Here is a 12,306-nt window from a genome sequence, read left to right as displayed (position 1 = left end):
CTTTCGCTCAGCCCTGTGGGTTGCTGCCCATCAATTCATCGAAAGCGACGGTCTTGGTACTGACCTTCGCCTTGCCAAGCACATAGTTGACGACGTTTTCTTCCAAAACAAGGGCTTCCACTTCACCCAGGCGGCGACGGTCGCTGTAGTAGTACTTCAGCACTTCTTTCGGGTCTTCGTAGCTCTGTGCGAAGTCTTCGATCTGTGCCTTCACCTGCTCTTGCGTTGCCTGCAGGTTGTTTTCCTCGACCAGCTTCGACAGGATCAGGCCCAGGCGCACGCGGCGCTCGGCCTTTTCGGCGAACAGTTCGGTCGGGAACGGCATATTTTTGACGTCCATGCCGCGCTGCGCCATGTCCTGGCGGGTCTGCTCGGCCAGGCGCTCGGAGTCCTGCTGGATCATAACGGTCGGCACGTCCATCTCGGTGGCCTTGACCAGTGCGTCCATCACGGCATCCTTGTTGCGGGCCTTGACGCGGGCGTTGACTTCACGCTCGAGGTTGGTCTTGATGTCCTGACGCATTTTCTCGATTGAACCGTCTTCGATGCCGAGCGACTTGGCGAACTCGTCGTCGACTTCCGGCATGTGCGCCCATTCCAGCTTCTTCAGCGTGATGGTGAAGTCGGCGGTCTTGCCGGCGACATCCTTGCCGTGGTAATCCTCAGGGAAAGCCAGCGGGAAGGTCTTGCTTTCGCCGACCTTCAGGCCGATCGTCGCGGCTTCGAATTCCGGCAGCATGCGGCCTTCGCCCAGCACGAAGGCGTAGTCGTCAGCCTTACCGCCCGGGAATTCAACACCGTCGATGACGCCGACGAAGTCGACGGTTACGCGGTCGCCGTTGGCGGCAACCGGCTCGCCGCCGTCGCCATGCTCGCCGGCCTCGCCCTTGGTGTGGTAGTGCACGCGCTGCTTGCGCAGGATGTCGATGGTCTTGTCGATTTCCGCGTCCGACACGTCGGCGGCCACGGTTTCGACTTCAACGGCGGCCAGGTCGCCGATCACAACTTCAGGGAACACTTCGAAGGTAGCGTCGAAAGCCAGCATGCCTTCCGGTGCGTCCTCTTTTGGTTCGATTTTCGGGAAACCGGCAACGCGCAGCTGGTTTTCGTTGGCGGCGTCGTTGAAAGCACGGCCCACGCGGTCGTTCAGCACGTCCGACTCGATCTGGTAGCCATATTGAGCAGCGACCATTTTCAGAGGCACTTTACCCGGACGGAAGCCAGGCGCCTTAGCAGTCTTGGCCTGCTTCTTGAGGCGTTTTTCAACTTCCGTACGGACGTCACTCAGCGGAAAAGTGATCGTCAAGCGACGCTCGAGTTTATCCAGGGTTTCGACTGCAGTTGCCATTGTAAAAATCGTCCAAAAAAATAATTATTCGTGGTGCGAGGAGGGGGACTCGAACCCCCACACCATTGCTGGCGTCAGGACCTAAACCTGGTGCGTCTACCAATTTCGCCATCCTCGCGCAGGATTGCATATTGCCACATAAACAAAGGGCGCCCGACAATGAAACCGGCCGCCCTGCACTCCTTTGTTTATGGGCTACAACTTCAACCCGGTATTTTACTGGATTTTCTGATACTAGAGTGGTGAATTTTGCAGTGGTGCGGGGCGTCGGGTCGTCTGCATATTAGTCAGCGGTTCGCAGGAGCAGCGTTAATTGTCCGGTGGCGCCATTGATTATGGGGTGAGACCACGTGGGCACAAGTGCCCACCCTACGTTGCGACCGGGGTTTCGTAGGGTGGGCACTTGTGCCCACGCGGTATGGAGCTTCCGCGCACCCGAGCGCCACACTCACCCGCATCCTTCAAACCACCGGCTTCTTCACCCTGAACCACGCCGCATACAGCGCCGGCAGGAACAACAAGGTCAGCGCCGTCGCCACCAGCAAGCCGCCCATGATGGCCACCGCCATCGGCCCCCAGAACACCGAGCGCGACAGCGGGATCATCGCCAGCGCGGCCGCGGCGGCCGTCAGCAGGATCGGGCGGCACCGGCGCACGGCCGCTTCGATGATCGCATCCCAGGCTTCGGCCCCGCCCTTGATGTCCTGCTCGATCTGGTCGACCAGGATTACCGAGTTGCGGATGATCATGCCGAACAGCGCGATCACGCCCAGGTTCGCGACGAAGCCGAAGGGCCGGTCGAGCACCAGCAGGGCCATCGCCGCGCCGGCCACGCCGAGCGGCCCGGTCAAAAATACCAGCAGCGCGCGCGAGAAGCTGTGCAGCTGGAGCATCAAGAGCGTAAACACGATGAACAGCACCAGCGGCACGTTCGCCGCGATCGAGGCTTCGGCCTGCGAACTGTCGGCCGCCGCGCCCTCGAGGGTAATGCGGTAGCCGGCCGGCAGCCCGGCGCGCAAGCCGGCCAGCGCCTCGCCCACCTGGGTCGACACGGTCGGCCCCTGGATGCCAGGCACCACGTCCGACTGCACCATGATCGCCCACTCGCGCCCCTCGCGCCAGATGACGCCCGGCTCCCAGACGAAGGCCACGCGCGCCACCTGCCCGATCGTCACCGGGCGGCCCGATGCGGTAGGGATATTCGTGTCCTTCAGCGCCGTGATGGTGGTGCGCTCGTCGGCCGGCTGGCGCACCACGATGTCGATCAGCTCGTTCGTCTCGCGGAACTGGCCGATGGTCGTGCCCGTCAACACCGTCTGCACGGCGCGGCGCACCCCTTGCGAGGTGACGCCGAGCGCGCGCAATTTATCCTGGTCGAGGTCCAGGCGCAGCATCTTGACCGACTCGTTCCAGTTGTCGTTCACGCCCACCGCGTTCGGATTCGCGCGCAGCACGTCCTTGACCTGGTCGGCTACGCCGCGCACGATGCCGATGTCCGGCCCGGCTACCTGGAACTGCACCGGATACGGCACCGGCGGCCCGTTCGGCAGCAGCTTGACGCGCCCGCGCACCTCGGGGAAATCGTCGCGGAAGGCGGTTTCGATGGACACGCGCAGGCGGTCGCGCGCCTTGGCGTCGATCGGCAGCACCACCAGTTGCGATACGTTCGACTGCGGGAAGATCTGGTCGAGCGGCAGGTAGAAGCGCGGGCTCCCGGTGCCGACATAACTGGTGATGCTCTCGACACCCTGCTGCCCGCGCACGAAAGTCTCGAAGCGCTTGACGATCGCCTCGTTGGCGGCAAAGCTGGTGCCTTCGGGCGACCACATCTCGACCATCAGCTCGGGGCGGCTCGAATCCGGGAAGAACTGCTTTTCGATGAACTTGAAGCCAAAGACGCCGAGCGCAAACACGGCCAGGCTGAGCGCAATCGTCAGCTTGCGGTACTCCACGCACCAGGTGACGACTCGGCGGAAGCGGCGGAACCCCGGCGTGTCGTAGACGTCATGTTCCGAATGGCCCTGTCCGTGGGGTTTCACTTTCAACAGCACGAAACCGATATACGGCGTGAAGGTCACCGCCACCACCCACGACACCAGCAGCGCGATCGCATTGACCGAGAACATCGAGAACGTGTACTCGCCGGCGGTCGACTTCGCCAGGCCGATCGGCAGGAAGCCGGCGGCGGTGATCAGGGTGCCGGTCAGCATCGGCATCGCCGTCGAAGTGTAGGCGTAGGTCGCTGCTTCCAGGCGCGACAGGCCCTCCTCCATCTTGCGCACCATCATCTCGACGGCAATGATGGCGTCGTCCACCAAAAGGCCGAGCGCGATGATCAGGGCGCCGAGCGAGACCTTGTGCAGCGAGATGTCGAGCAGGCGCATGAAGAGGAAGGTGACCGCCAGCACCAGCGGAATGGTGAGTGCGACCACCAGGCCCGGGCGGATGTCGATGGAGAGCTTCGGCCTGGTGTGCAGGCCGAGCGCGAGGAAACTCACGGCCAGCACGATGAACACCGCTTCGACCAGGGTCTGGATGAACTCGTTCACCGAGCTCGTCACCGCGCGCGGCTGGTCGGACACGCGCTCGAGCTCGATCCCGACCGGCAGCTGCGCGCGGATGCGCGCCACCGTGCTGGTCAGGGACTCACCCAGCGTGATGATGTTGCCGCCCTTTTCCATCGACACGCCCAGGCCGATGACTTCCTTGCCGTTGAAGCGCATCTTCTCGACGGGCGGGTCCTGGTACTCGCGCTTGACCGTCGCGAAGTCGCCCAGGCGGAAAGTCGTGCCGCCGGCGCGCAGCTGCAGGTCTTCGAGTTCCTTCGTGGTCCGGATGGCGCCGCTCACGCGCACCTGCAGGTTGTCGGTCGGGGTGACGAGTACCCCGGAGGCCTCGACCCCGTTCTGGGTGGCGAGCTGGTTGACGATCTGCTCCATCGGCACGCCGAGCTGGGCGAACTTCTTGTTCGAGAACAGGATGTTGACCTTTTCGCTCTGCACGCCGAACTGCTCGACCTTGGCCACGAGCGGCACCCCAAGCAGCTGCTGGCGCACGAAGTCGGCGTATTCCTTCATCTCGGCATAGGTGAAGCCGTCGCCCGAGAGCGCGAAGATCGAGCCGTAGGTGTCGCCGAATTCGTCGTTGAAGAAGGGGCCGATCACGCCGGCGGGCAGCGTGCCGGCGATGTCGCCGATCTTCTTGCGTACCTGGTACCAGGAGCCCGGCACATCCCTGGGCGGGGTCGACTCGCGCAATTCGAGGATGATGGTTGTCTCGCCCGGCTTGGAAAAGCTGCGGATGCGGTCGACATACGGCGTTTCCTGGAGCTTGCGCTCGAGCTTGTCGGTGACCTGCTCGGCCATCTGCACGGCCGTCGCACCCGGCCAGACGGCGCGCACGACCATCGCGCGGAAGGTAAATGGCGGGTCCTCGTCCTGCCCCAGGCGGCCATAGCTGACGATGCCGCCGATCAGCAGCGCGGCGATCAGGTAGCGGGTAAGCGGAATGTTCTCGAGCGCCCAGCGCGACAGGTTGAAACCCCTCATTTCGCGGCCCCGGCGCTGATACCCGCACTGGCGCCCGCGGCCGCGGCTTCCGTATCACCGCGGCGCGCCACGTCGGCCGTCAGGATGCGCACCTTCTGGCCGCTGCGCAGCAGGTTCACGCCCGCCGTGACGACCGTCTGGCCAGCTTTCAGGCCCGCCTTTGCGCCCTCCTCCAGCAGCACGTCGTTCCCGGCCTGCCCCACGATCTGCACGGGCACCAGGCGCACCGCGCCATTTTCCACCAGCCAGACGCTGGTCACGCCCTTCTGGTGGTGCAGCGCCGTGAGCGGCGCGCGCAGGCCGGCGCCGTGATTTTTCGAGGCAATCTGCACCACGGCCGTCATGCCCAGGCGCACGCCGGGGCTCGGGGGAATCGCCACCTTGGCGGTATAGGTGCGGGTGGCGGCATCGGCCACCGGCGACACCTCGCGCACGCGTCCCGGAATGGCGACGGCCGGCGCCGCCCACATGCGCACCGTGACCGAGCTGGCCTTGCGCAGGTCGCCCACGCGGTCTTCCGGAATGCCGATCACGACCTCCACCTGGTCAGTGCGCGCCACCCGCACCACCGGGGTGCCGGCGGCCACCACCTGTCCCACTTCGGCGTCGATGCCGGTCACCACGCCATCGATGTCGGCCGCCAGGCTGGCATAGCCAGCCTGGTTCGACTGCGCGCGGAAGGCGGCCAGCGCGGCGTCCGCCTCGGCTTGGGCCGCGCGCAGGGCGGCGCGCTTGGTATCGAGCACCGACTGGCTGACGAAATTCTTCGCGCGCAGCTCCTGGTAGCGCTTGTAGTCGGCGCTCGCCAGGTCGCGGCTGGTTTCGGCCGCGCGCAGCGTGGCCTGGGCGGCGGCGGCGGCGAGCTTCAGGTCCTGCGGGTCGAGCTGCATCAGGACCTCGCCCTTCTTCACCGCCGCGCCGACGTCGACTTCGCGCCTGGTGATCTTGCCGGCCACGCGAAAGCCCAGGCGCGACTCGAAGCGCGGGCGCACGTCCCCGGAAAACTCGGCGCTGGTGCCCCCTGCTCCCTCGGCCAGCACGGCTGCACGCACCGGGCGCACGTTCTCGATCTTCGGTTCTTCCTTCGAGCAAGCGGCCAGCAGCAGCGCGCACAGGGACATGGCCAGGGCCGCCACGGGCCGGCATTTGTAGATCGAGGAGAGCACGTTGTCGTTCCTTGGGTTGGATGGTGGAGCGGCGCAGGCGCGTTTGTGTTCGTGTAAGCGTTCAACCTTGTGAGTCAAATCCCGGCGCTTTCTACAGCCCGGCAATTATAATCATGCAAACTCAACTCTCAAATGACTTTGCAGTCAACTGGACCCGGATGTCGATCGAACACTACGAAAACTTTCCTGTCGCCTCGATCCTGATGCCGCGCCGCCTGGTCCCGGCCGTGGAAACGATTTACGCTTTCGCGCGCGGCGCCGACGACATCGCCGACGAAGGGGATGCGGCGCCGGCTGAACGCCTGGCCGGCCTGGCCGAATACGAAGCGGCGCTGGACGATATCGCAGCAGGCCGGCCACCTGCGCGCCCGCTGTTCGCGCGCCTGGGCCAGGTCGTGGCGCAATACCAGCTGCCGCTGCAGCCCCTGCACGACCTGCTGTCGGCCTTCCGCCAGGACGTCGTCACGACGCGCTACGGCGACTACGCGCGCCTGCTCGACTATTGCCGCCGCTCGGCCAATCCGGTCGGGCGCTTGATGCTGGCCCTGTACCGCGTCGAGGGCGAACGGGATCTCGTGGAAGCCGACGCCATCTGCAGCGCCCTGCAACTGATTAACTTCTGGCAGGACGTCGGCATCGATATGGCCAAGGGACGCATCTACCTGCCGCTGGAAGACCTGGCGCGCTTCGGCGTGGCGGAGGCGGACATCGAAGCCGGGCTCGATACGCCGCCCTGGCGCGCGCTGATGGCCTTCGAGCTCGAACGCGCGCGTGCACTCATGCTGTCGGGCGCGCCGCTGGCGACACGGCTGCCGGGGCGCATCGGCTGGGAGCTGCGCTTCGTGGTGCAAGGCGGGCTGCGCATCCTGGAGGGGATCGAGCGCGCGAATTACGATGTGTACCGGCAGCGTCCGACCATCGGCAAGCGCGATTACCTCGTCATGCTGGGCCGCGCATTACGGATGTGAACTGATCCGGGAGCAGAAAAACCCGCCGAGCGACCCCGGCAGTAGGCGGATGGACGACGCATCGGCTAAGATAGCAGCTTCGCATGCTCTAACATTGCTGCTTAACATTTTCACCCTTTACATGTCTCCCGACGAATACTGCCAGCAAAAGACTGTCCAGAGCGGTTCCAGCTTCTATTACAGCTTCCTCTTCCTCGCCCCCGAACGCCGCCGCGCGATCACGGCCCTGTACGCGTTCTGCCGCGAGGTGGACGACACCGTCGACGAGGCCACCGACGCCTCGCTGGCACGCATCAAGCTGGCCTGGTGGCGCACCGAAGTGTCGACCATGTACAAGGGCACGCCGACCCACCCGGTGACCCAGGCCCTGAAACCCCATACCGGCGTCTACGGGCTCGAAGAGCAGCACCTGCAGGCCATCATCGACGGCATGGAGATGGACCTCGACCAGAGCCGCTACCTCGACTACCCGGGCCTGCGCAAGTATTGCTGGCACGTGGCGGGCGTGGTCGGCATCCTGTCGGCCAGCATTTTCGGCTACAGCAACCCGCAGACGCTGGCGTATGCCGAAAAGCTCGGCCTCGCGTTCCAGTTAACAAATATTATTCGCGACGTCGGCGAAGATGCGCGCAAGGGCCGCATCTACCTGCCGGTCAACGAACTGCAGCAGTTCGGCGTGACGGCGGCCGACCTGCTCAATGCGCGCCACAGCGAGAAGTTCGAGGCGCTGATGCGGTTCCAGACCGAGCGCGCCCAGAAGATGTACGACGAGGCCCTGCTTCTCTTGCCGAAGGAAGACCGGCGCGCCCAGCGCCCGGGCCTGATGATGGCCGCCATCTACCGCACCCTGCTCGATGAGATCGAACGCGACAACTTCCACGTGCTGACCCAGCGCATTTCCCTCACGCCGCTGCGCAAGCTCTGGCTGGCGTGGAAAACCTATGTACGCAGCTAAAAAAGCCGCCAGTCCGGCCGTCGGGGCGCAGGTTGCGGTCATCGGCGGCGGCTGGGCCGGCTGCGCCGCGGCCGTCGAACTAGCCGGCAAAGGAGCGCGCGTCACCCTGTTCGAGTCGAGCCGCACGCTCGGCGGGCGAGCGCGCGCCGTCGAGGTGCAGGGACGGCTGCTCGACAACGGCCAGCACATTCTGCTCGGCGCCTACAACGAAACCCTGGGCCTCCTGACCCGCGTCGGCGTCGACCCGGCCGGCGCCCTGCTGCGCCTGCCGCTGCAGATGCGCTATCCGCCAGACAGCGGCGCGCTCGATTTCGCCGCTCCGCGCCTGCCGGCGCCCTGGCACATGATCGTCGCCCTGGTGCGCGCCACTGGCCTGGGGCGCGACGACAAGCTGGCGCTGGCCCAGCTCTTCACCGGCCTGCGCTGGATGGGCTGGCGCCTGGACCAGGACGTCAGCGTCTCGACCCTGCTCGAGCGCTACGGGCAGACCCCGCGCCTGGCGCGCCTGCTGTGGCATCCGCTCTGCCTGGCCGCGCTCAACACGCCGCCCGAGCGCGCCTCGGCCAACGTCTTCATGGCGACCCTGCGCGACAGCCTCGGCGCCAGGCGCGCCGCCTCCGACATGCTCATTCCCCGCCTCGAGCTGAGCGCGCTGTTCCCGACGGCGGCGGCGCGCTACATCGAGGCGCATGGCGGCGTGCTCAAAACCGGCGCCAAGGTCGGCGCGCTGGCGCGCGCGGCCGGCGGATGGGAACTGGAAAGCGGCGAACGTTTCGACGCCGTCGTCCTGGCCACGCCGCCGGGCGCCGCTGCCGCCCTGCTCGCTCCCCATGCCGAAGCGGCAGCGCTCGCAGCCCAACTGAACGCGTTCGAGCACGAGCCGATCGCCACCTGCTATCTGCAATACGACGCCGGCATGCGCCTGCCGCTGCCGTTCTGCGCCCTGCTCGACGAGCCGGCGACGGGGCGCTTCGGCCAGTTCGCTTTCGATCGCGGCCAGCTCGATCCCGGCCAGGCCGGCCTGCTGGCCGTCGTGATCAGCGCGGCCGCCGGCGCCGCCGCGCTGGAGCAGGAGGCGCTGGCGCAGCTGGTAGCGGCCCAGCTGGCCGAGGCCTTCGCCGACCCGCGGCTCGCCGCACCGCTCTGGAGCCGCGTGATTACCGAAAAGCGCGCGACCTTCTCCTGCAGCCCGGGCCTGGTTCGGCCGGGCAACCTGACCGCCCTGCCCCGCCTGGTGCTGGCCGGCGACTACACGGCCAGCGACTACCCCGCCACGCTCGAGTCGGCGGTGCGCAGCGGCCAGGCGGCGGCCAGGGCCATCCTCGCAGGCGACCGCCTGCCGCCCGAAAACAGCAGCTCGTCGCACGCCGCTGGCGACGGGGCGGACGGCCCGGTACAGTAACAGCATCTGATCAACCGAACTGCGTAACCGCACTGCGAAACCGAACCCCCATGGGCAAACTGGAATACCTCGACGCGCTCAAGCGGTCCATGCTCGGCCTGCCGCCGGAACTGCAGGCCAAGACCCTGGCCTGGTACGAGCAGCGTTTTGTGGACGGCATGGCGGCCGGCCGGGCCGAAGCCGACATCGCCAGCGAGCTGGACGACCCGAAAAAGGTCGCCCTGACGCTGCGCGCCAACACCCACATGCATGCGTTTGCCGAGCAGAAGAACCCTGCCAACCTGGTGCGCATGCTGGTCTCCGCGGTCGGGCTGCTGATCTTCAACCTGTTCATGCTGATCCCGGCGGCGGTCGTCGGCTCGCTGCTGGCGGCGCTCTACGTCAGCGCATTCGCCTTCTATGTCGGCGGGATCGCAGTCACCGCCAGCGGGCTGTCCGGCGCGAACGAACTCGTGCTGGACGGGCCGCTGCGCGAGGTCATCGAGGACGGCGGCCGCGACGAGGATGCGGCGACGCGCATCTCGATCGGCGAAACCGGCATCCATGTGCGCAAGGGAAGCAGCGAGACGGTCATTGGCGAGGCACGCGACGGCGCCGATTCGCCCTCGCGCGTCGTGCGCGGCGCCGAACGCGTGGCCGGCCGCGGCATCCATATCACGACCGAGATGGACGAAGAATCGCGCGCCACCCAGACCGCGCTCGGCCTGGCGTCCGTGCTGGGCGGGATCGTGCTGTTCCTGGTGTCGCTCGTCCTGACGCGCTATGCGGCACTGGGCGTGAGACGCTACGTGCAGATGAACCTGTCGCTGCTGCGGGGGGCGTGAGCATGCCGATACGTACTTTGTTCAGGGTGGGCCTGAGCCTGCTGGTGCTGGCCTTTGTCCTGATCGGCCTGTCGTACAGCGTGCTGCGCGCCCAGGGCGTATCGGTGCGCCACGAGGGCCGCATGGTGGGCGAGGAAACCCGCCCCATCAAACGCGACATCCGCGCGGTCGAGCTGAGCGGCCCGATCGACATGGTCCTGCACTACGGCGCCCAGCCGAAGCTGGTGGTGCGCGGCGAGCAGCGCCTGCTGGCCAACATCGAGACGACGCAGGATGGACGGGTGCTCCACATCGGCACGCGCGGCATCGTGCTGCGCCATCGCCAGCCGATCGTGGTCGAGCTGACCCTGCCGGCCCTCGACCGTGTCGGGGTCGACGGCAGCGGCAACACCGAGGTAAACGGCTTCACCGGCGAACGCATCGACCTCGAACTGAATGGCTCCGGCAGCCTCGAATTCAACGGCCGCTACCGCCAGGCCCACGCCGTCATGCAGGGCAGCGGCGAGCTGACGCTCGACGCCGGCAATGGCGACCGGGTCGAAGCGCAATTGTTGGGTTCAGGCGAGATGACCCTGGCGGGCGCCGCGCGCAGCGCCAAGCTCGAGTCGAGCGGCTCCGGCAGGCTCGATGCCCAGCGCCTGCGCGCCGACGATGTCGACGTCCGCCAGACCGGCTCCGGCAACGCCAGCGTGACCGCCCATGCCACGGTCGCGGCAGCCGTCAGCGGCAGCGGCGACATCGACGTCCACGGCAACCCGCCGCAGCGCAGCATCAGCCGCACCGGCAGCGGCGACGTGCACTTCGATCACTGAGCTGCCAGCCAGCGCAGCACGCCGTGTCCGGCCGCCCGCCCGCTGGCGAAGCAGGCGGTGAGCAGGTAGCCGCCGGTCGGCGCTTCCCAGTCGACCATTTCGCCGGCGACGAACACGCCGGGCAGCGCGCGCAGCATGCCGTTCGCATCGATCGCCTCGAAACGCACGCCGCCGGCGCTGCTGATGGCCTCGTCGATCGGGCGCGGGCGTTTCAGCACGAGCGGCAGCGCCTTGAGCGCGGCGGCCAGCCGTTCATGATCCGCGTAGTCGTCCTGCGACAGGCACTCGCGCAGCAGGCCCGCTTTCACTCCCTTGATCCCCAGCCGGCTTTGCAGGTGGCTCGACATCGAGCGCGAGCCGCGTGGCCGCGCCACTTCGTCGCGCACGCGCTCGGCGCTATGGTCGGGCGCGAGGTCGAGCCAGATCGTGGTGCTGCCGCGCGCCGCAATCTGGTCGCGCAGGGGCGCCGACAATGCGTATACCAGGCTGCCCTCGATGCCGGTGGCGGTGACCACGAACTGGCCCTGGCGCCGGGCACGCTCGCCGCTGCGGTCTTCATAGGCGATGGCGACGGTGGGGAGCGGCGCGCCCGCGTGCTTGTCGCTGAAGTGGGTGCTCCAGTCGGTATCGAAGCCGCAGTTCGACGGCCTGAGCGGCGCGACGTCCACCACACGCGATGCCAGCAAGGGCGCCCAGGCGCCGTCGGAGCCGAGCCGCGCCCAGCTCGCGCCGCCGAGGGCGAGGATGGTGGCGCCGGGCCGCACGTCGAGCTCTCCGTCTGGCGTGGAGAAACGCAGCGCACCATCCTGCCAGCCGAGCCAGCGGTGGCGCATGTGGAAGCGCACCCCGTTTTCCCGCATGCGGTGCAGCCAGGCGCGCAGCAGGGGCGCCGCCTTCATGTCGGTCGGGAAGACCCGGCCCGAGGTACCGACGAAGGTCTCGATGCCGAGGCCGTGGATCCACTCGCGCACGGCGCCCGGACCGAAGCCCTCGATCCAGGCAGCGACCTCTTTGCTGCGCGCGGCGTAGCGGCCGATAAAATCCTCGACCGGCTCGGAATGGGTGATGTTCATGCCGCCCTTCCCGGCCAGCAGGAATTTGCGCGCCACCGAGGGCATGGCGTCGTACACGTCCACCGCCGCACCGCCCGCGGCCAGCACTTCGGCGGCCATCAGGCCGGCGGGACCGCCGCCGATGACGGCGACGCGGGGACGATGCGGAAGAGTTGCGGGCATGCTGGGCTGGCTGAAGGATATGGATAAAGAAGAAGTGCGGCATTGTAG

At 67.0% G+C, this 12,306-nt stretch carries 9 protein-coding genes and 1 tRNA gene; 5 read left to right on the top strand and 5 right to left on the bottom strand.

Translation table 11 applies throughout. The annotated features are described in order from the left end of the window. Positions 1–7: 7 nt before the first annotated feature. The 4 genes from tig to ACFPN5_RS23900 form a co-directional block, all read right to left on the bottom strand. A complete protein-coding gene (tig, locus tag ACFPN5_RS23915; protein WP_379786354.1) occupies positions 8–1,348 on the bottom strand; it encodes a trigger factor in 1,341 nt (446 codons plus the stop codon). Between the two features lie 31 nt (positions 1,349–1,379). Continuing rightward, positions 1,380–1,466: transfer RNA gene (locus ACFPN5_RS23910), tRNA-Leu, on the bottom strand. A 343-nt stretch (positions 1,467–1,809) separates the two neighbouring features. Then, positions 1,810–4,896, bottom strand: coding sequence for an efflux RND transporter permease subunit (locus tag ACFPN5_RS23905; RefSeq protein WP_379786353.1), 3,087 nt, complete (start codon positions 4,894–4,896; stop codon positions 1,810–1,812). Next, complete coding sequence (locus ACFPN5_RS23900; RefSeq protein WP_379786352.1) at positions 4,893–6,062, bottom strand: efflux RND transporter periplasmic adaptor subunit; 1,170 nt, start codon at positions 6,060–6,062, stop codon at positions 4,893–4,895. The genes ACFPN5_RS23905 and ACFPN5_RS23900 overlap by 4 nt, the downstream gene beginning before the upstream one ends. A gap of 158 nt (positions 6,063–6,220) precedes the next feature. Between ACFPN5_RS23900 and hpnC the strand changes: the two genes are divergently transcribed. The 5 genes from hpnC (at position 6,221) to ACFPN5_RS23875 (ending at position 11,023) form a co-directional block, all read left to right on the top strand. Next, positions 6,221–7,030 (top strand): squalene synthase HpnC, encoded by an 810-nt coding sequence (gene hpnC, locus ACFPN5_RS23895; RefSeq protein WP_379786603.1) that lies wholly within the window; start codon positions 6,221–6,223, stop codon positions 7,028–7,030. A 121-nt stretch (positions 7,031–7,151) separates the two neighbouring features. After that, a complete protein-coding gene (gene hpnD / locus ACFPN5_RS23890; RefSeq protein ID WP_379786351.1) occupies positions 7,152–7,985 on the top strand; it encodes a presqualene diphosphate synthase HpnD in 834 nt (277 codons plus the stop codon). Then, on the top strand, positions 7,972–9,387 hold the full coding sequence (hpnE, locus tag ACFPN5_RS23885) for a hydroxysqualene dehydroxylase HpnE (protein ID WP_379786350.1): 1,416 nt from the start codon (positions 7,972–7,974) through the stop codon (positions 9,385–9,387). Before hpnD ends, hpnE begins: the two co-directional genes overlap by 14 nt. Positions 9,388–9,437: 50 nt before the next feature. Beyond that, on the top strand, positions 9,438–10,211 hold the full coding sequence (locus ACFPN5_RS23880) for a DUF1700 domain-containing protein (RefSeq protein ID WP_379786349.1): 774 nt from the start codon (positions 9,438–9,440) through the stop codon (positions 10,209–10,211). Between the two features lie 2 nt (positions 10,212–10,213). Further along, a complete protein-coding gene (locus ACFPN5_RS23875) occupies positions 10,214–11,023 on the top strand; it encodes a GIN domain-containing protein (protein ID WP_379786348.1) in 810 nt (269 codons plus the stop codon). Here the strand turns inward: ACFPN5_RS23875 and ACFPN5_RS23870 are convergent. Further along, positions 11,017–12,258, bottom strand: coding sequence for a TIGR03862 family flavoprotein (locus tag ACFPN5_RS23870; RefSeq protein ID WP_379786347.1), 1,242 nt, complete (start codon positions 12,256–12,258; stop codon positions 11,017–11,019). The two genes, ACFPN5_RS23875 and ACFPN5_RS23870, sit on opposite strands and share 7 nt — an antisense overlap. Positions 12,259–12,306 lie beyond the last annotated feature (48 nt).

The organism is Massilia niabensis, from assembly GCF_042655085.1.
GTDB classification, from domain to species: domain Bacteria; phylum Pseudomonadota; class Gammaproteobacteria; order Burkholderiales; family Burkholderiaceae_D; genus Telluria; species Telluria niabensis.
This window is presented reverse-complemented; position numbering and strand designations above follow the sequence as displayed.

What these genes read in the sequence shown, in the direction of transcription:
- ACFPN5_RS23905 (WP_379786353.1), bottom strand. Translation starts at nt 4,896, where the DNA reads ATGAGGGGTTTCAACCTGTCGCGCTGGGCGCTCGAGAACATTCCGCTT.
- ACFPN5_RS23870 (WP_379786347.1), bottom strand. Translation starts at nt 12,258, where the DNA reads ATGCCCGCAACTCTTCCGCATCGTCCCCGCGTCGCCGTCATCGGCGGC.
- ACFPN5_RS23875 (WP_379786348.1), top strand. Translation starts at nt 10,214, where the DNA reads ATGCCGATACGTACTTTGTTCAGGGTGGGCCTGAGCCTGCTGGTGCTG.
- ACFPN5_RS23880 (WP_379786349.1), top strand. Translation starts at nt 9,438, where the DNA reads ATGGGCAAACTGGAATACCTCGACGCGCTCAAGCGGTCCATGCTCGGC.
- hpnC (WP_379786603.1), top strand. Translation starts at nt 6,221, where the DNA reads ATGTCGATCGAACACTACGAAAACTTTCCTGTCGCCTCGATCCTGATG.
- tig (WP_379786354.1), bottom strand. Translation starts at nt 1,348, where the DNA reads ATGGCAACTGCAGTCGAAACCCTGGATAAACTCGAGCGTCGCTTGACG.
- hpnD (WP_379786351.1), top strand. Translation starts at nt 7,152, where the DNA reads ATGTCTCCCGACGAATACTGCCAGCAAAAGACTGTCCAGAGCGGTTCC.
- hpnE (WP_379786350.1), top strand. Translation starts at nt 7,972, where the DNA reads ATGTACGCAGCTAAAAAAGCCGCCAGTCCGGCCGTCGGGGCGCAGGTT.